The 18,028-nt window shown below is 41.5% G+C and carries 18 protein-coding genes; 8 read left to right on the forward strand and 10 right to left on the reverse strand.

Going from position 1 to position 18,028, the window contains the following annotated elements:
• Nucleotides 1-149 precede the first annotated feature (149 nt).
• Entirely contained in the window at nucleotides 150-1,205 is a 1,056-nt protein-coding gene (locus GO816_RS15830) for an endo-1,4-beta-xylanase (protein WP_232336595.1), read from the forward strand.
• A gap of 272 nt (nucleotides 1,206-1,477) precedes the next feature.
• Nucleotides 1,478-2,665, forward strand: a complete 1,188-nt coding sequence (gene uxuA, locus GO816_RS15835) for a mannonate dehydratase (RefSeq protein WP_157542915.1) — start codon at nucleotides 1,478-1,480, stop codon at nucleotides 2,663-2,665.
• A gap of 107 nt (nucleotides 2,666-2,772) precedes the next feature.
• Here uxuA and GO816_RS15840 read toward each other — a convergent pair whose 3' ends face one another.
• From GO816_RS15840 to GO816_RS15850, 3 genes are all read right to left on the reverse strand, one after another.
• Nucleotides 2,773-3,660, reverse strand: coding sequence for a dienelactone hydrolase family protein (locus tag GO816_RS15840; protein ID WP_157542916.1), 888 nt, complete (start codon nucleotides 3,658-3,660; stop codon nucleotides 2,773-2,775).
• A gap of 76 nt (nucleotides 3,661-3,736) precedes the next feature.
• On the reverse strand, nucleotides 3,737-4,300 hold the full coding sequence (locus tag GO816_RS15845; protein WP_157542917.1) for a PhnA domain-containing protein: 564 nt from the start codon (nucleotides 4,298-4,300) through the stop codon (nucleotides 3,737-3,739).
• Nucleotides 4,301-4,363: 63 nt separating this feature from the next.
• Entirely contained in the window at nucleotides 4,364-5,695 is a 1,332-nt protein-coding gene (locus GO816_RS15850) for a BamA/TamA family outer membrane protein (protein WP_317163647.1), read from the reverse strand.
• 160 nt (nucleotides 5,696-5,855) lie between these two features.
• On the opposite strand from GO816_RS15850, the gene GO816_RS15855 reads away from it, so the two are divergent.
• The 3 genes from GO816_RS15855 (at nucleotide 5,856) to GO816_RS15865 (ending at nucleotide 9,233) form a co-directional block, all read left to right on the forward strand.
• Entirely contained in the window at nucleotides 5,856-6,092 is a 237-nt protein-coding gene (locus GO816_RS15855; protein WP_157542918.1) for a hypothetical protein, read from the forward strand.
• A gap of 216 nt (nucleotides 6,093-6,308) precedes the next feature.
• Nucleotides 6,309-7,130: a phosphatase PAP2 family protein gene (locus GO816_RS15860; RefSeq protein WP_157542919.1), complete on the forward strand. Its 822-nt coding sequence runs from the start codon at nucleotides 6,309-6,311 to the stop codon at nucleotides 7,128-7,130.
• Nucleotides 7,131-7,235: 105 nt separating this feature from the next.
• Nucleotides 7,236-9,233 (forward strand): sensor histidine kinase, encoded by a 1,998-nt coding sequence (locus tag GO816_RS15865; RefSeq protein ID WP_157542920.1) that lies wholly within the window; start codon nucleotides 7,236-7,238, stop codon nucleotides 9,231-9,233.
• A gap of 26 nt (nucleotides 9,234-9,259) precedes the next feature.
• Here GO816_RS15865 and GO816_RS15870 read toward each other — a convergent pair whose 3' ends face one another.
• Nucleotides 9,260-10,237 (reverse strand): GlxA family transcriptional regulator, encoded by a 978-nt coding sequence (locus GO816_RS15870; RefSeq protein WP_157542921.1) that lies wholly within the window; start codon nucleotides 10,235-10,237, stop codon nucleotides 9,260-9,262.
• Between the two features lie 170 nt (nucleotides 10,238-10,407).
• Between GO816_RS15870 and GO816_RS15875 the strand changes: the two genes are divergently transcribed.
• On the forward strand, nucleotides 10,408-10,827 hold the full coding sequence (locus GO816_RS15875; protein WP_157542922.1) for a VOC family protein: 420 nt from the start codon (nucleotides 10,408-10,410) through the stop codon (nucleotides 10,825-10,827).
• Nucleotides 10,828-10,866: 39 nt separating this feature from the next.
• Nucleotides 10,867-11,301, forward strand: coding sequence for a DoxX family protein (locus GO816_RS15880; RefSeq protein ID WP_157542923.1), 435 nt, complete (start codon nucleotides 10,867-10,869; stop codon nucleotides 11,299-11,301).
• A 20-nt stretch (nucleotides 11,302-11,321) separates the two neighbouring features.
• Here the strand turns inward: GO816_RS15880 and GO816_RS15885 are convergent, their stop codons facing one another.
• From GO816_RS15885 to GO816_RS15910, 6 genes are all read right to left on the reverse strand, one after another.
• Nucleotides 11,322-11,930 carry an SOS response-associated peptidase gene (locus tag GO816_RS15885; RefSeq protein ID WP_157542924.1) on the reverse strand — a complete coding sequence of 203 codons (609 nt, stop codon included), beginning with the start codon at nucleotides 11,928-11,930 and terminating at the stop codon, nucleotides 11,322-11,324.
• Between the two features lie 89 nt (nucleotides 11,931-12,019).
• Nucleotides 12,020-13,273, reverse strand: coding sequence for a Y-family DNA polymerase (locus GO816_RS15890; RefSeq protein WP_157542925.1), 1,254 nt, complete (start codon nucleotides 13,271-13,273; stop codon nucleotides 12,020-12,022).
• Nucleotides 13,257-13,691, reverse strand: a complete 435-nt coding sequence (locus tag GO816_RS15895) for a LexA family protein (protein WP_157542926.1) — start codon at nucleotides 13,689-13,691, stop codon at nucleotides 13,257-13,259. The genes GO816_RS15890 and GO816_RS15895 overlap by 17 nt, the downstream gene beginning before the upstream one ends.
• 162 nt (nucleotides 13,692-13,853) lie before the next feature.
• Entirely contained in the window at nucleotides 13,854-14,360 is a 507-nt protein-coding gene (locus GO816_RS15900) for a hypothetical protein (protein WP_157542927.1), read from the reverse strand.
• Nucleotides 14,361-14,628: 268 nt separating this feature from the next.
• Nucleotides 14,629-14,811 carry a hypothetical protein gene (locus GO816_RS15905; protein ID WP_157542928.1) on the reverse strand — a complete coding sequence of 61 codons (183 nt, stop codon included), beginning with the start codon at nucleotides 14,809-14,811 and terminating at the stop codon, nucleotides 14,629-14,631.
• Between the two features lie 72 nt (nucleotides 14,812-14,883).
• Nucleotides 14,884-16,644, reverse strand: coding sequence for a M61 family metallopeptidase (locus GO816_RS15910; RefSeq protein ID WP_157542929.1), 1,761 nt, complete (start codon nucleotides 16,642-16,644; stop codon nucleotides 14,884-14,886).
• A gap of 279 nt (nucleotides 16,645-16,923) precedes the next feature.
• On the opposite strand from GO816_RS15910, the gene GO816_RS15915 reads away from it, so the two are divergent.
• Nucleotides 16,924-18,021: an efflux RND transporter periplasmic adaptor subunit gene (locus tag GO816_RS15915; protein ID WP_157542930.1), complete on the forward strand. Its 1,098-nt coding sequence runs from the start codon at nucleotides 16,924-16,926 to the stop codon at nucleotides 18,019-18,021.
• Nucleotides 18,022-18,028: the final 7 nt, after the last annotated feature.

Consider the following 18,028-nt stretch of genomic DNA (forward strand, 5'->3'; position numbering starts at 1 on the left):
TGTATACATTTACAACATAAACCGATTATAAACTTAAGTGTAAGGTATGGCCAAGGGTCATACATCAGCACAAACATCATTTACACCTAAATTTCAAACAACACAATTTTATGACGATTAAGATTTCATGCATATGCTTCGTCTGTTTTATGTCTGCCCTGTCAGCATTAGGACAGGTGAACAACACAACTACTAATCAAAGTAAAACACTAAAAGAAAGCTATAAAAATTATTTTTCTATAGGTGTTGCGGTAGGTTTAAAAGAGATTAATGGTGAACAAGCCGATTTAATATGCAGGCAATTTAGCAGCATAACCGCTGAGAATGCCATGAAAATGGGCCCTATACACCCAAAGGAGGGCGTTTACTACTGGAGAGATGCTGACTCCATTGTGAATTTTGCTCAAAAGAATAATTTGCTGGTAAGAGGACATAATCTTTGCTGGCACGAACAAGTACCCTACTGGATATTTAAAGATAGCAGCGGTAATCAGGTAAGTAAGCAGGTATTACTGAAACGCCTGCACGATCACATTTTTGAGGTAGTTAAACGTTACAAAGGAAAGATTTATGCGTGGGATGTAGTAAATGAAGCTATTGATGATAACCCGGGAAATTTTCTGCGCAACTCTCTATGGTATCAAATATGTGGCGAGGAATTCATAGCAAAAGCCTTTGAATATGCCCATGAGGCCGACCCTAAAGCAATTTTATTTTACAATGATTATAACTCCGAGCGGCCCGAAAAAGCAGAGCGGGTATATAAGCTGTTAAAAAAACTGATCGAGGCAAAGGTTCCGGTACATGCAGTTGGCTTGCAGGGGCATTGGTCACTCAATGAACCATCTGCCGCAGAGCTCAATCAAACCATTAAAAAATTTGCTTCGCTGGGTTTAAAAGTTCAGGTTACTGAACTTGATGTTTCAATATATCCGTGGGAAAAAGAACACCGCAATTTACGGCCCGGCGAAAAAGGTAAATACCCTCCAGTAATTGAACAAAAGCACATGGCCAAGTACAAGGAAATTTTTGAAGTGCTACGGGCAAATAAAAAGTATATTACCGGCGTAACTTTCTGGAACCTGTCTGACCGTTATACCTGGCTGGACGAGTACCCCGTTAAAGGTCGAAAGAATTTCCCGCTGCTTTTTGATGCCAACCTGCAACCCAAAAAAGCATTTTACGAAGTGGTCAATTTCAAATAATTAAGCACTAAAGCAGTTTGGCTTAAACATATTAATAACTAAAACTCGGCACAAACACTGTAAACAGTTCCATGTTGAGCTTGGCATCGTAGTTCAGCGCCTGGTGTTAAATATAAATGGTGGTTTAAAACCTTTATATCTGGAACTTGCCTGGAAGCAAATTAATTAAGTAATGACATGTGTGCATACATTATTAACTTACTAATATTGCAAGCGTACTTATATAACTAATCTAAGCATCACTTCAATAAAAACTTAAAGATTTTCTCCTCATGATTCCAGATTTAGAACAAACTTTCAGATGGTTTGGCCCAAACGACCCTGTTACATTGCAGGCCATTAAACAAACAGGCGCTACCGGAATTGTATCGGCGTTGCACCACGTACCCTGCGGCAACGTTTGGAGCATTGAGGAGATAGAAATAAGAAAAGAAACGATAGAAAAAGCCGGTTTCAGGTGGTCGGTTGTGGAGAGTGTAAACATACATGAATCCATAAAAATTGGTTTGCCCGAACGTGACACTTACATTGACAATTATAAACAGACGCTGGAAAACCTGGCGGCATGTGGCATAACAACAGTTTGCTATAACTTTATGCCGGTGCTTGACTGGACGCGCACCCATTTAGATTACCGGTTGAGCAACGGTGCTTCTGCCTTAAGATACCATGCACCAGCACTGGCGGCTTTTGACTTGTATATACTCCAGAGAGAAGGTGCGCTAACTGACTTTAGTGCAGATGAGCAACTTGCGGCCCGCCAATATCTTGATAGCTTAACACAACCTGATATTGAATTACTCACTAATACCATATTAGCTGGCCTACCCGGTACTGATGAGGTTTTTACCATACCCGAGTTCAAAGTATATCTTGAAAAATACGCACAGGTTAATCAGCAAACGCTAAAGGAAAACCTGGCTTACTTTCTGCAACATATTATACCTGTTGCAGAAGAAACGGGCATTAGAATGTGTATCCACCCCGACGATCCGCCAATCCCAGTTTTGGGTTTGCCAAGGGTGGTTTGTACGGAGCAAGACCTTGTTGATGTAGTCAATGCCTACCCTTCACCATCAAACGGAATTACTTTGTGCACAGGCTCATTGGGAGCTAATGCGTTGAATGACATTCCGGGCATAATTGAGCGCATTGGAGCTCATATTCATTTTTTGCATTTGCGTAATGTACGCCGCGAACTTGATGGCAGCTTTTATGAAGATGAACACCTTACTGGAAGTACTGACATGTATGCTGTAATGAAAGCAGTAGTAAATGAACAAATTAAACGTAAGAGTACAGGCAGAAGTGACTTGTCAATCCCCATGCGGCCAGATCATGGCCACAAAATATTGGACGATTACAACTATGATACTTACCCGGGCTATTCAGTAATTGGCCGCTTAAAAGGCTTGGCCGAACTGCGCGGATTGGAGCTTGGGGTAAAAAGAAGCTTATAGAATCACTTGACGCCACTAAATCAGAGTAGAAAATGTAACGCCCGACCATTAAGTCGAGCGTTATGTTTTACATTGTTATTTAATTAACTTGAACTTGATTAAGCTGATTATTTCAAATTCTCATTAAAGAAATCAATGGTACGCTTCCAGGCAAGTTCGGCAGCTGTTTTATCATAGCGCGGCGTTGTATCATTATGAAAGCCATGGTTAGCGCCTTCGTAAATAAAACCCTGGTATTTTTTGTTATTCTCTTTTAAGGCAGCTTCATATGCCGGCCAGCCAGCGGTAATGCGGGTATCTAATGATGCATAGTGCAGCATAAGCGGTGCCTTTATTTTGGGCACATCGGCAAGTGCGGGTTGTGCACCGTAAAACGGCACTGCGGCAGCCAAATCAGGTACACGTACGGCCATCATGTTGGCAATACCTCCTCCATAACAAAAACCTACTACACCTACTTTGCCGTTGCAATCTTTATGGTTTTTCAGGTACTCGTACGCAGCAATAAAATCTTCTTCCATCTGGCCCTTATCGCGCTTGGCTTGCATGGTACGTCCTTCATCGTCATTTCCCGGGTAGCCACCCAGTGGGGTAAGCGCATCAGGCGCAAGCGATATAAAGCCGGCCACTGCCGCACGCCTGCCAACATCTTCAATGTAAGGGTTTAACCCGCGGTTTTCATGTACAACAATAATGCCTCCCAATTTCTTTTTGGCATTGGCCGGTTTTGATAACAGCCCTTTGATAGTACCGCCACCTTTGGGCGATGAGTAATTGATATATTCTGATTTTAAACGCGGGTCATCGGCCTTTACCTGTATGTTATTTTGATAATCAGGCATCAAAAAACTCATTAACGAAGGCACGGTTAAACCGCCAACGGCATATAACGACAGCTTTTGCATAAAGCCGCGCCTGTCTAAACGGTTGTGTGCATAATCGTCATACAAATCATACACCTCCTGTTTAATGTCTTCTTTCTTTATATCGCTCATAGTTTAGTGTTTTATCAAATGTAACAAATTGACTTATAACACAAACGCAACAAATAAGCGACAACCCTCAACGCGTTTAGCTTTTTTGCTTACGCAGATACTTGGTAAGTATAACTATCATCTGCCCATCAATTTTTCCTTCTATCTGCTCGGTATTATCGGCCACTAAACGAATATTTTTGACAACAGTGCCCATCTTGGCGTTCAGTTGGCTGCCTTTTACATCTAACGAACGTGTAAGCACTACGGTGTCTCCGTTCTCAAGCACTGCGCCCAAACTATCCTTATGCACTTCGGCTGGCGCTGCATCTTCAATTGCAGCCTGTTTGGCCCACTCCAGCGTGTTTTCATCAAGGTAAAGCATGTCTAAACTGTCGGCGGCCCAGGTTTCATTTTTAAGGCGGGTAAGTAAGCGCCATGCTAAAACTTGTACAGCCGGCACCTCGCTCCACATGGCATCAGGCAGAAAGCGCCAGTATTGCGGGTCAGTTGTACCGCTGTTTAGTTCTAACAAGCACGATTCGCATACTACAATTTGGTTGTTGGGATGCTCTGCCGGCGGTACAGTGTAAACCGATAAGCTGTTTTCTGCGTTGCATAATTCACAGCGGTTGCCGCTTCTGGCTAATAGTAATTCCATGTTTGTGTATCAAAGCCGCAAAGCTAAAAGATTTGGCAGGCTTTACAGCACAACCCATAGTTTTTAAAAAGCTTCATTTAAACCCAAAAAGAAACCTCTTGAGCCATAGCGCCCCCAGGCATAATCTAAACATAAATTGGTGCGTGTTGCTTTGTTAAACAGTACACGCAAGCCCCCACCATAGCCCGGCTGCCATTTTTCAAATAATTTGGTACCGGCAGCATCGTTAGCAGTTTGGAGGTTAAAGAAAGTTACTCCGCTGATGAATTTATTACGTAAAAGTGGAAAGCGATATTCAACTTCTGAGTAGTTGTATTGCGTACCCTTGAAGTAGCCTACGGTATACCCGCGCGCACTACGAAAGGCCGGGTCTTTACCCGAACCCGGTAACTCAAGGTATGGTAAAGCACCTGTGGCAAGATAGGAGCCCCAATTCCATAAAGCTACCACGTGCTCGGGGTTACGTTTGGAGAGACTGAAATATTTACGCAGGTCTGTAGTAAAAACCATGGCATTTTTTGAACTGCCCATCCATGATTGATTCAAACGCACGCCGGCATCAACATAAAAACCTTTGTATGCCCGGTTTAAATTATCGCGCGTGGTGTACTGCACATTAAACAGCAATCCATTGGCCGAGTAGTTGCCTCGGTCAAACCCATAACGGTCGGCATAAATATTATAGGGCGTTAAGTCGGTGGTTGATATACGATCTTCAATACTCCGCCTTATATCAAATGATACGCCCGCACCCACAAACAGGTTTGGCTTAATTTCCTTGTAAATCTTCTCCCTAAAGTTAAAGAAGATGGAATGGAACACATACCCTTTACGTTCAGCATTAGCAAGTGCCTGGTCTTCGGTACTGCCATTATTTGCTTGGCCAATGCCGTAGCCAAAATCGGGCGTAACGGTTTTGGCAGCTACCAAACTGCCCTGAAGGTTCCAGTGGTTGGCGTTAGTAAATACGTTGTGGTTTATGTAAAAGTAAATAATGCCCTTGGTGGTAATTGAGGCCGAAGTAGCAGCAACAGACATTAAGGTTTTAGGATCGGCCCCTAACTTACGACCGGCTACCGCCTTTATACCTATTTGTGAACCTATACTGGGGTTTGATGCCACGTTAGGTATAATAGTAATGCCCGACGGTTTCTTTTTTACAGAATCCTTTCTGCCGTTGGGATGGAATATCAGGTTAAAAAGATCGCCTACATCAAACTGCCTTGAAAAATCTTCGACAGGGGGTTTAACTTGCTGCTGCTTTATGCGCAACGAGTCGGCCTTGACTGAATCAACAGGTACGGTTTGCCCTACTGCAAGAGCAGGTATGCATAGCAATGCAAACAGAACCATTTTTTTTAAATAGTCCTGTATATAGTTTAATGGGAGGTGCACTGTATAAGAGATAGATGTAAATGAAAAGACGGCCAAAACCATCATTTGTTTTAATTAGGGGAGCAGTATTTGAACGCTTTAATATGCCCTATGTTGTACAAATACAGGCCTAAACAATAAAATTGCTTACGCGTTTATATTAAGTAAAGCCTTTGGCAATATGGAGAAAACAGTAATTGATATAAAAGCTGGTAAGCATACTCATCACTTTGAAATTGCAGAATACCCACACCACAGCCACGAACGCTGTAAGATAAATGTGTATGAAGAAGGCAAGTTGGTAGCAGGCTTTGAGCCCTGCAATAATGAGTACCTTAAACTTTGTAGTAACCTCGGCAACGTAAGTGAAAAAGTGCTGCACTTGTTAGCCGACCGTATTGAAGCTTATGGAATTTAGCTCATGGTTTACACTCAGCACTGACACATGATTTTAAGTTGATTAAACTAAAACTTCAGCTAAAGCAACCAGGTAGAATTTGATAAATCATCACGGGTTAACTGCAGGTAGCGTATAAACACGCAAAAGGTTATATAAAATTTTGTTTTACAAAAACATATTAACCGCTTTGTAAATTATATGGTACAAAAGTATTAACACCAAGTTAACAGGCACATGATGCGCAAAACTTTACCGCTACATAAATTTATATTTACTGCGTTTGCAGTATTATGTATTACTAATTATTCATTTGCGCAAATTACCCTAGACACAGTCCGTAAAGATTCAACCGATCATATTTTACAGGTGCCCGATACGGTTAAACACCTGGAAAGTAAGTTCACGTCGTTACTTCCGCCGGCTGTTTTTATAACTTATGGTTTCTTATCGTTAGGTGTAAAGCCAATACGGGATGTTGACTATCACGTTTATAACAATGTGCAAACTAAAAACCCCAATTTTCATACGCCAATAGACGATTATTTTCAGTTTGTACCCGTAATTACCGTTTATGGTTTAAATGCTTTTGGATTGGCTGGTAAAAACAGGTTTATTGACCGTACCATACTTTACGCCATGTCTGAAGCTATCAGGCTCGGAACTGTTACGCTGATTAAAAAAACGGCAGACAGGCTGCGCCCAAATCAGTTTGACAGGCAATCATTCCCATCAGGCCATACCAGTACAGCCTTTGCGGCCGCCGAATTTATGGCACAGGAATATGGCGAGGTTTCACCTTGGTTTGGTGTTTATGCTTACTCGTTTGCAACCGCAACCGCTATTTTAAGGGTTTATAACAACGACCACTGGTTTAGTGATATTATTGCCGGAGCTGGGTTTGGTATCTTGTCAACAAAGGCAGCCTACCTCTTATACCCCTACATTCGTAATACATTTTTCAGAAACGACAAAAATAAGGATGATAAGAAAGCCACTTTATTCATCCCAACCTTTAACAACGGTTACGCCGGATTCTCGTTCGTAAAAACATTTTAGTTTATAGCTCCTTCCTAAGCTGGTAGCTTTAGATATTTTGAAAGGTAACGCATGTTCATAAAATTGGCTACCTTTATTACATTATTAGCCGCTGTATAAAATTTAATGCAAGAAGCTCCAACTCCGCGTAATGAGCAAAAACGTATTGCTGCATTGCAGGCATACAATATACTCGATACTGCATCTGAACAGGATTTTGATGAGCTTACGCAACTGGCATCAGCTATATGCGGTACGCCTATAGCGCTTATTAGCCTGGTTGATAAAAACCGTCAATGGTTTAAATCGCGCTACGGCACAGATGTAACAGAAACCGATAGAGCCCTATCATTTTGTGCTCATGCTATAAATAAGCCCAACGACATTCTTGAAGTTGAAGACGCCCGTGCAGACGAGCGTTTCAAAAACAATGCTTTAGTAACGGGCGACCCAAACATTGTTTTTTACGCGGGCATGCCATTGGTTGATGAAGAGGGTTATGCCTTAGGTTCGTTATGTGTAATTGACCATAAACGCAAGCAACTTAACGAACAACAACAATTGGCACTCAAAATTTTAGCAGGTCAGGTTATATCAAAGTTAAAGCTGCGCAAAAAGTTATTAGAGCTTGAAAACGCAGGCAAGCGAATACAAAAGTTAAACACACTCCTTACGCTTAAAGAGCGCGAGGCCATGCAGATTATTGAGCATACACCCATGTCAATGGCGTTGCATACCGGCGAAGACATGAAGATCATTTTTGCGAACAAAATGATGCTCAAGGCATGGGGTAAAGACAGTACCGTATTTGGAATGCCTTTTAATGTTGCATTACCCGAACTGGCTGCCCTTGACTTTCCCAAAACCATGCGCCAGGTTTATCGCAAGGGTATCCCCTATGAACAGTCAGAGGCGCACATGTCATACCTGCATGAGGGACAGATTAAAGAATTTTACTACACTTATAGCTTTACACCATTAAAGCTCGAAGACGGAACCGTTTGGGGACTGCTAAATACTGCTTACGATGTTACGCAAAATGTAAAAAGCCGCGAGAGTGTTGAGCTTGCCGAAGAAAGGCTTCGTTTGGCAGTGCAATCGGCAGAGTTAGGTACGTTTTACCTTGATTCGGCAACACATGAGTTTGTGTCTTCGCCACGCTTAAAAGAATTGTTTGGCTTTGATCCCGAAGAAGAGTTGTCCCTATCGGCCGCATTGGCACAGATAGCAGAAAGTCATCGCTATAAAGTAGCCAGCGCAGTAAATGCATCATTAACGCAAGGCTCTGCCTTTGATATTGAATACCCTGTTATTGGTTATCATGATAATGTGCAAAGATGGGTACGTGCTACAGGTAAGGTTTACGCCTCAGCTGAGCAGGGTAAGGCACCATTTTTTTCAGGTACTATTTTAGATATTACCGAACGCAAGCAAGATGAGCAGCGCAAAAATGATTTCATAGGCATGGTAAGCCATGAATTGCGTTCACCGCTTACCTCAATAAGCGGCTACATACAAATGCTTAAAATAAAAGCCGCTAAAAGTAACGAGCCTACAATTACCGATATTGCTGAGAAAGCTAAACGCCAGGTTGACCGCATGTCGGGCTTAATAAGCGGCTTTTTAGATGTCGCCCGTTTGGGTGAAGGTAAAATTAAGCTGAATTGCGAACGCTTTAACATTGCCCGTTTGTTAACAGATGCCGAAGAAGAAGTTTTAGCTACAGTTAGTACTCACGTTGTTAACTTTGCCAACGTTGAAGATGTTATTGTAAACGCCGATATTGAAAAAATAGGACAAGTATTAACCAACTTTATCAATAATGCAGTTAAGTATTCTCCCTTCAACAGCACCATTGTAGTTTCATGCACAACATCGGGGCAGGTAGCCAAAATATCGGTAACTGACGAGGGAATGGGTATACCAGTTGAAGATCAAGCACACGTTTTTGAGCGCTTTTACCGGGTAGAAAGCGAACAAATGAAAGTTGTGAAAGGCTTTGGTATAGGCTTATACATTTGTAAAGAAATAATTGAAAGCCATGGCGGCAAAATTGGTGTTAATAGCAAGTTAGATTACGGCAGCACCTTTTGGTTTGAACTACCGGTTGATCAAACTGAATAATAGTAACACAAATCTATACCTCCTAATTAATTCACAAGCTCGCGCTTATACTTATTTTTATATTCAACCGGTGATAGGCCGGTTATGCGCTTAAACGTACTCCTGAATGCTTTGGTATCGGTGTAACCTACGTTATACATCACTTCGTTCACACTGTTTCGCGTGTTTTCAAGATTCATCTTTGCAGCTTCAATTTTCACACGCTGAATATATTCTATCACGGTATTTGAAGTTGCCTTTTTAAAGCGGCGTTCAAGGTTGCGCCTGCCCAGGGCAAACATTGATGCAAGCTGCTCAACCGTTATTTTTTCCTGGTAGTTTTGCTCAATGTATTCCTGTGCTTTCTTTACAGAATGATCGGCATGATCTTTTTGCCCTTGAAAAATAATAAACGGCGACTGGCTGCTCCTCTCCATTTCAATAGCAAAAACTTTGGAGCTAAGAATAGCCATTTCGCGGCCGGTAAATTTTTCAATGAGATACAGAATGAGGTTTAAGTAAGAAAATGCACCTCCGCTTGAATATATCCCCTGCTCATCGGTTATAATTTTTTCTGTTACTAACTCCACTTCCGGAAACATCTGCTGAAATGCATTAGCAGCCATCCAATGTGTGGCGCATTTACGGCCCTTAAGCAAACCTGTTGAAGCCAACAGAAATGCACCCAAACACAGGCTTGCCACTTCTGCACCTGCACTATGCTGCTTAATTATCCAGGGTATGAAGTCTCTGTTACTTTCAATGGCCTGGGTTAAATCACCATCAAGAGCGGGTATAATAATAAGATCTGTTTTATGCACATTATCAATTACAGCATCGGTATTTACGGTAAACAAGCCACCAGTAACAGGTGTATGGGCTGATAGCCCTACCAATTGCACGTCAAATGCCGGAGCTTCACCTTTGGCTGCAAAAAAATGATTCACCTGGGTAAGCAATTGTCTTGAGCCTTCCAAACTACCCAGAATTGCTCCCTTAGGTACTAAGATTGATATGTGCTTCATAAATCAAATTTAACGGAAAGTATTGTCGCAATCAACCCCTCAAATTGGCGTAAATACACTCATCTTTATATGGTTATCCAAATAGCTTTGCAATACTTTTTGAATTTAGTTATTGTATATTCAAACATGTTGAATGCAGCAATAAGGAATTTTACACTATAAAACTTAAAATGATGAAAAGACTAGATGCTTACCTCTTTTTTGACGGCAACTGCCGCGAGGCCATGAACTTTTACAAGGACACCTTTGGAGGTGAATTGAATTTAATGACCATAGGCGAATCACCTGCCAAAAATCAGTTTCCAGAATCAATGGTGGATACTGTACTACATGCCGGTTTAATAATCGGCGATTTTACCATAATGGCATCAGACAATTGCATGGGAGGAGATTTGCCCAAAGGAAAAGACGTAAGCTTACACCTGAGTTGTGAAAGTACTGAAGAAGTTGACTTATTGTTTGATAAACTGAGCGCAGGTGGCCAGCCGCTGATGCCGCCTAAGGAAGAGTTTTGGGGCGATTATTTTTGCTCAGTTACCGATAAGTATGGTTTTAACTGGATGTTGTCATTTTCGGCTCAAAGGCAGTAACAAAATCTTTATCTTTATTAAACACTAAACTTATCAATTATGAAAAAAATCAAAATTATTTATTGGATAGTTACCGGTCTGTTCTTATTTGTAATGGTAGGCAGCGCCATACCCGATGTACTGGTGATGGATATGGCCGTACAAGGTTTTAAAGAAATGCAAATGCCTGCTTATCTGTTACCCTTTGTAGGCGTGGCTAAACTATTAGGTACTATCGCTATTTTGGTTCCGGGCTACCCCCGTATTAAAGAATGGGCTTACGCTGGGTTAATTTTTGATTTAATAGGTGCGATATATTCTGTGGCCGCCTCGGGCAAATCGGTTGAAAACTGGGCTCCTATGTTATTATTTGTAGCCTTGGGTTTTGCTTCATATTATTACTATCACAAACTGCAAAAAGCAAAGGAGTTAAACACTTTAAATGCTAACCTTAGCCATAATATAGCAAGCAGTACACTACAAACTACACTGTAGCGTTGGTTATAATTGCCGCTTTATGATATTTGTTTATGTATGGTTATTTTAAGGTTTTCGGGCGGGCAGGGTTTGCTGCGTAAAAATGCAACGCGCTGCTCTCCGGTATAATTACCATTTATCCAGGTTTTAATATCGTTACGCTCCAAAATGGCGGGCATACGATCATGAATTTGCGCCATCGCTGCGTTAGGCTCCATGGTAATCATGGTAAAGGTTGGCAGCAAAATGCCGGTTTTAATATCAAACCATACATCCCACAAACCGGCAATGTAAAATGGCTGACCATCGATGCGTTCAACACGATACGTGCGCTCCTGCTCTTTATTATACTCAAAGAAAGCTTGTATACGTACCACGCAATGCTTTTTACCTACAAGCTCTCGCCACAAGGGTACTAAAAACAACGATTCGATGCGGGCATGCTTGTGTTTACTGTGCACACGGTTGTCATCAAGCGACAGTAAGCCCCAACGGTATTGCTGCACTTTATCAGGAACGGCATCGGTAACAACAGGAAGCATTGAACCCGGGTTGCCGCCACCGTTGTTTTTGGGTGTGTAAGAGCCGCCATCGCGGGTTATGATCTTAATATCTTTTTGTTCGCCTATCTCAACATGTCCGCACATACATTAAAACATTAATTTACAAAGCTAATAATATTAGCATTATATTACAAACGTTAACCACTTGAAGAATAGTATTATCGATGAAATCTTCAGCGCGTTACTACGATATCATTCCATTTGGTAGTGTATTGCTTACTTAATGATTCCTGTTTCATGATCCACTTGCGGTCAAAACCCTCAATGGCCAGCTTTAAAGTACCCCTTCCGTAACGGTTGTTCAGGTCGTCCATTAACCCGGCAAGTTTTTGTTCGCGGCTGTGTTCGTAATTTGCAAACATGTTATACTGAACTTCGCCGGCAGGTATAATGCCTGTAGCCCGTAAGCCGGTTTTTAAATAATTGTAACCTGGTTGCCATATAGCCCTTATAGCCTGTACAGCTACACGGGTAAACTGGTGCGTACTATTGGCAGCAAACGGAACCTTCACGGTGATGCTTGGATAATGCTGATCGTGCTTTACATTATGCTTATTTGTACGCAGGTATATGGTAAGCGTAAGAGCCATGCTTTTTTGCTGCCTAAGCTTAAGCGCAACTGTTGCTGCGTGCATGGCAATGGCTTCCTCAATAGGTTCAAGCCGAGTTTGATAGGTATTAAAACTTTGGCTGCTCTCAATACCCTTTGATCTTTCGGCAACATCCCTTATAACGTTGCATGGTATGCCCCAAAGCTCCTGGTGCAGGCGCCAACCTTGCACTGTCATTTGCTGGCGTACAAAATCGGCCTTTAGCTGCCTGAAATCATGAGCTGTATTTATTTTATGCTCCAGCAATTTTTGAAAATAGGCCAACCCAACGCCCCATACATCCTCAATAGGAAAATTTTTTACGGCTTTGCTGATCTTCTCTTCCGTATCAAGCACCATAAAAGCTTTCTTTTGCTTCTTTGCTGCTTTATTTGCCAGCTTAGCTAGTGATAGTGTTGGTCCAATGCCCAGGGTAATTGGTAGGCCGGTATCGTGCATTACGTTAGTGCTAATTGTTTCAGCGTGCTTCTCCAGGTCAAGGCTGTGTATATTTCCGAGAGCCATAAACGCCTCGTCGATACTGTAAACCATTAGCGTATAGGTATAGCGGGCAAGGTTGTTCATTAAGCGGGCGCTCATATCGGCATAAAGCGGATAATTGCTGCTGAATATTACGGCATCGTTCTTTTGCAGGTTTTGCCTTACCATAAATTCGGCATCGGCCATTTTAATGCCTATTTCTTTGGCTTCATTGCTGCGTGCAATTACGCAACCATCGTTGTTGCTTAACACTACAACTACACGGCCTTCCAGTTCGGGCTTGAATAGCCTTTCGCAACTTACGTAGCAATTATTAATATCAACATGCGCAAACACGACTATACCTCCCTACTCTGTGCCGCGGATGTAAAACCGGGTTTAATGTAACGGTAACCACACCCCAGCAAGTCCAGTGTTCACCGGCGCCAATGGTTATGCTATCAGATGGCTTATCAGCCTTTAACACCAACTGGTTACCTTCGGGTGCATACTCTCTTGTAAAAAAATCACCGTTATAAAAAAAAACTACAATACTGCCCGGCACAGGTTTAAGCGTTCGGTCAATTACCAGCACATGATCTTTAAGAATATGATAGGTTCGCATGGCATCACTGCCCATACGCATGTAAAAGGTATTGTCAGGGTCTATTACAATAATCTCTGACACGTCAAGCTCAGGCTCCTCATGCGTTAGCATAGGCAACCTAAACCCAAGCACATCCCGCTTCTCCCTATGTTGCCTCAATTTTAGCATGGCCCAAAAATAAAAAGTTCAAAAATAAATACTAAATTTTTTAGCATTTACTTTTGAACAAGTAATTAACATTGGGGAATTAAAGTAACTGGGATTAGTTATATAAATATTAATTCAAACTTCGATCTTTTAAAAATGGTAGACACGTTTGCAATTAGATTATCAATGCACCGGTTTGTACAAACTAATCATCACAGGTTTTAAGTTGAAAGACAGCTTATGCATGCTATGACCATTAAATAGCAGGTAATTTTCGCTTAAATACCCTATTGGTTCAAAAGTATTGGTACAATAATCAGATGCGTAAACATAAAAGATGGGCATTATAATATTACAGCTCTTTAGTTTATTAACCGCAATAATGGACTTGAGCGCAGATGTGTCAAGGCTACCTTTCATAAGATTGAAAGCATTTTTAAAGCTGTCGCTCGCGCTATCTGAAATCAACATATCCTCCACCTGTCCCTTTGATGAAACACTTATGAGTAAGTTAGTAAATGTTGGTGTACACGCACTTCTCAATTCATCAGGGTAGTTAAAACTTTGGATGAAAGACTTTTGAAAATCAAAGCTTTGCTTTTGAGCAAATCCTGCGTTAACTTGTATTACTAATGCCAGCGTTAACATAACACAAAACATTAGTCCTTTACTAACACTTTTGTTCTTCATCCTTTTAGCATTTAGTATTGATTGTACTGCACAAAATCGTTAGCTCTTTAAATAAACGATCACAATCATGGTTTTCATTAGCTTAAAGCTAGCTAAAATTTGTTATTTGAACTGTAACAATACTTAAAACTTTCCTCAATATTTTGAGGGAAAGATAACCTGGATTTTGTAAGGCACCTTTGTAGGTAACTTCTCGGTTTGGATTTCCACAAAAAAATAACGCCCGGCACATTGCGCCAGGCGTTATTTATAAATATAGCTCTTTCGCTTAAAACAGCTCGGGTTTTGATACTGGGCCATGCTGCTCGCTACCCATCATGCCCATTACCACAAATATGGCGGCAAAGGCCAGCAGCGAATGGATTAAGTCCGTTGCATTATATACAAACACGCATACTGCCCAACCTACTATACAAATCAACGCGGTTAAAAAAAATAATATTTTCATCATGCCAACTCCTATTCTTTAAATCGTTTACGTGCTTGTACGCAAACAACTATTTAATAGTTATGGCACAGATGATTAATTAAAGTTTAACCATTTTTTTCTTACAACTTGTTGTTGAGGTGTAAGATCTGTGCGGCTTTGTATGCTGTATTTCTTTTGCGTTGTTTGCTTTAAAGTAACCGGAATAGTTAGCTCACGTCCATCACGTATAACAACAATATCAAGCTTATCGCCTACATTTTTATCCTTCATTAAGGTTTTAGGATCTGTTGCTGCAACGCCGTTTATGCTCACCAGTTCATCGTTCACGTTTATGCCATCAACCCAGGCAGCTGTACCGCGCAATACTCCGGCTACCTTAATACGACCTGCCGGGTTTGCCGGTGGAAGCATACGTATACCTAAATCGGCAATGCTATGGCCTTCATACTCATTAAATGCACGGTAACCTGCATAAGCTAAGTATTTGTTATAGTCCATATCGTCGGTACCGTTAATGTACTTGGCGTAAAAATCATCAAGTTTTTTACCGGCAAATTTTTCAAATGCAGCTTTAAACTCAGCATCGGTATAACCACGTTTTTTTACTTTGTAGTACTCATTGTACATGTAACGCATAACATCATCTAACGACTGCTTGCCTTGCGTAGCATTAATAATTTCCAAATCAAGCATCATACCCACAACAGCACCTTTGTTATAGTAAGAAATGCCGGTGTTAATGGTATTTTCGTCAGGACGGTAGCTTTTAATCCAGGCGTCGAAGCTTGATTGAGATACCGGCTGAACCTTGGTTCCGGGGGTATTGTCAATTGTATTGAAATCAGCCGCAAGCGCGGTTAAGTAATGCTCAACAGGAAACAGGTTAGTACGACGCACGGTTAAGTTATCATAATAAGCTGTAAAGCCTTCTGCTATCCACAGGTTGGTGGTATAGTTTTCATTATCATAATCAAACGGACCTAAAGCGATAGGGCGTAAACGCTTTACATTCCACAAGTGAAAATGCTCGTGTGCTACCAGGCTTAAAAATCCTTCGTAGGTCGACTCCTTGGTATAACCATCGCGGGTTGCACCCAAAACGGTAGAACTCAGGTGCTCAAGGCCACCGCCACCTTTTACATAGTTATGCACAATAAATACATAACGCTTGTTCGGATTTTCGCCAAAAATTTTCACCTCTTCTTCAATCACCTTGGCCATATCCTTTTTAAGGCGTTCTTTATCGTAATTACCTCCGCCGTACATACATACTTCGTAATTGGTGTTTCCAACTTTGAAATCAAAAATATCCTGTGTACCTACCTCAATTGGCGAATCATAAAGGATATCATAGTTTGGCGATTTTACGGTAAACGGATCATTGCCAACCATTTCTAAACTGGTTGAAACCTTGTTCCAGTTTTTGTAAGGAATAATTTTTATGGTTGATGGCAGGTTAAGCCCCCCCTCAGGATAAAAGAACATGCCTGAGGTTGATAAAAACGCATGCGTAACATCAATAAATGCGGTACGCACCGAAATTTCAAAAGCATAAAAGCGGTACTTAACTTTTACAGAGCTTACCCCCTGCGTATTTAACTGCCACACGTTTTTACGCACTTTAGTCACATCCACGGCTTTACCGCCACTTTGCGCCGAAAACGATTCCACGTTTTTGGCAAACTCACGCACCAGGTATGAACCTGGTGTCCACACCGGCATCTTTAAATTAAGTTTGCTTTGAGCAATGCCTTTAATGTCCATTTCAATATCGGCATAGTGGGCCTGCGCCTCAGGAAAACTAACAGTATAAGATATTTGCAGCGCACCCGCTGCTTCACTGGTAAAACTCATCAGTAAAAAATAAAATAAAACAAGAATTTTTAAGTGCCACTTTTTCATCCGGCTAAAATAAAATTTTTTACCGGGCAAACCGTCTGCTAATTAGCCATGTATAGTTGTAAAATGGTTGATACATAGATTTGACGTGAATAATTAGCCCTTATTTTGCTTGTTAGTTTAACAGTGTAGTAACGCTGCTTTATTTTAACACCATAAGTGTTAATTTTATAGCTGCCCCTACGCTGCCAATCTATATACAAACCACTTTAACAAACGCACTTTTTAAATTCCATGAAGATAAGATACATTGTTTTTATAGCGATAGCATTGATTATCGGCTACCTTATATTTAACAAACTTCGTGGCGATGGAAACAAGGAGGGCGGTCCTGCCGCCGGAGCGCAGGCCGGAGGAAAAGGTGGTAAAGACGGCAAAAGAAAAGGCGGGCCCATACCTGTCACTGTGCAGATAATAAAAGACACTGTATTCAACAACACCATAAACATTACCGGAACAATTGACCCTAATGAAAGGGTAAACCTTACCAGCCAAACCGCGGGCAACATTACCGGCATTTACTTTACCGAAGGCAGCCGCGTTAAAAAAGGCCAGGTGCTGGTACGCGTTTATGATCAGGACTTACAGGCAACGCTCAAGCAAACCGACTATCAAATTCAACTTGCTAAAGAGAACGAATACCGCAACCGCGTTTTACTGCAAAAGGAAGCAGTAAGCAAGCAAGAGTATGACACCTCACTATCATCATACAATACGCTTAAGGCTCAGGCCGACGGTATAAGAGCCCAAATTGCACGTACGGTTGTACGCGCTCCGTTTAGCGGTACAATTGGCTTGCGCAATATAAGCCCGGGCGGATACCTTACACCGCAAACCAACATTGCTACACTGGTAAATACCGACCCTATGAAAGTTACTTTTTCGGTTCCCGAAAGGTACCGTTCACTGGTAAAGCAAGGCACTAAAATATCTTTCAATATTGCCAGTTCGCGTAAAAACTTTAGTGCTACGGTATATGCTATTGATCCGGAAGTTGATGCCTTATCACGTACGGTAACCGTACGCGCCCGCGCTGCAAACCCAGGTAATGAAATTACGGCAGGCGGCTTTGCAAAAATAAGCCTGGTGCTTGAGCAAAACCCGCGTACTATTATGGTTCCTACACAGTGTGTAGTGCCTGATTTAAAATCGAGCAAGGTATTTATTGCCCGTAATGATACCGCCTACGCACGCCCTGTAAAAACCGACGTACGTACCGATACCCAAATTGAAATTATTGAAGGCCTTAAACCGGGCGACAGTGTAATTGTATCGGGCATTATACAAATGCGGCCAAAGGTTCCTTTAAAAATTGTAAAAGTTATTAAGTAATAAGCAG

Origin of the sequence: Mucilaginibacter aquatilis (assembly GCF_009755275.1) — a bacterium.
In the GTDB taxonomy this organism is placed as follows: Bacteria; Bacteroidota; Bacteroidia; order Sphingobacteriales; family Sphingobacteriaceae; genus Mucilaginibacter; species Mucilaginibacter aquatilis.

Bases quoted from the DNA above. Each gene is read 5' to 3' on its own strand.
- GO816_RS15830 (WP_232336595.1), top strand. From the start codon at position 150: ATGTCTGCCCTGTCAGCATTAGGACAGGTGAACAACACAACTACTAAT.
- uxuA (WP_157542915.1), top strand. From the start codon at position 1,478: ATGATTCCAGATTTAGAACAAACTTTCAGATGGTTTGGCCCAAACGAC.
- GO816_RS15840 (WP_157542916.1), bottom strand. From the start codon at position 3,660: ATGAGCGATATAAAGAAAGAAGACATTAAACAGGAGGTGTATGATTTG.
- GO816_RS15845 (WP_157542917.1), bottom strand. From the start codon at position 4,300: ATGGAATTACTATTAGCCAGAAGCGGCAACCGCTGTGAATTATGCAAC.
- GO816_RS15855 (WP_157542918.1), top strand. From the start codon at position 5,856: ATGGAGAAAACAGTAATTGATATAAAAGCTGGTAAGCATACTCATCAC.
- GO816_RS15860 (WP_157542919.1), top strand. From the start codon at position 6,309: ATGATGCGCAAAACTTTACCGCTACATAAATTTATATTTACTGCGTTT.
- GO816_RS15865 (WP_157542920.1), top strand. From the start codon at position 7,236: ATGCAAGAAGCTCCAACTCCGCGTAATGAGCAAAAACGTATTGCTGCA.
- GO816_RS15870 (WP_157542921.1), bottom strand. From the start codon at position 10,237: ATGAAGCACATATCAATCTTAGTACCTAAGGGAGCAATTCTGGGTAGT.
- GO816_RS15875 (WP_157542922.1), top strand. From the start codon at position 10,408: ATGATGAAAAGACTAGATGCTTACCTCTTTTTTGACGGCAACTGCCGC.
- GO816_RS15880 (WP_157542923.1), top strand. From the start codon at position 10,867: ATGAAAAAAATCAAAATTATTTATTGGATAGTTACCGGTCTGTTCTTA.
- GO816_RS15885 (WP_157542924.1), bottom strand. From the start codon at position 11,930: ATGTGCGGACATGTTGAGATAGGCGAACAAAAAGATATTAAGATCATA.
- GO816_RS15895 (WP_157542926.1), bottom strand. From the start codon at position 13,691: ATGCTAAAATTGAGGCAACATAGGGAGAAGCGGGATGTGCTTGGGTTT.
- GO816_RS15900 (WP_157542927.1), bottom strand. From the start codon at position 14,360: ATGAAGAACAAAAGTGTTAGTAAAGGACTAATGTTTTGTGTTATGTTA.
- GO816_RS15905 (WP_157542928.1), bottom strand. From the start codon at position 14,811: ATGATGAAAATATTATTTTTTTTAACCGCGTTGATTTGTATAGTAGGT.
- GO816_RS15910 (WP_157542929.1), bottom strand. From the start codon at position 16,644: ATGAGTTTTACCAGTGAAGCAGCGGGTGCGCTGCAAATATCTTATACT.
- GO816_RS15915 (WP_157542930.1), top strand. From the start codon at position 16,924: ATGAAGATAAGATACATTGTTTTTATAGCGATAGCATTGATTATCGGC.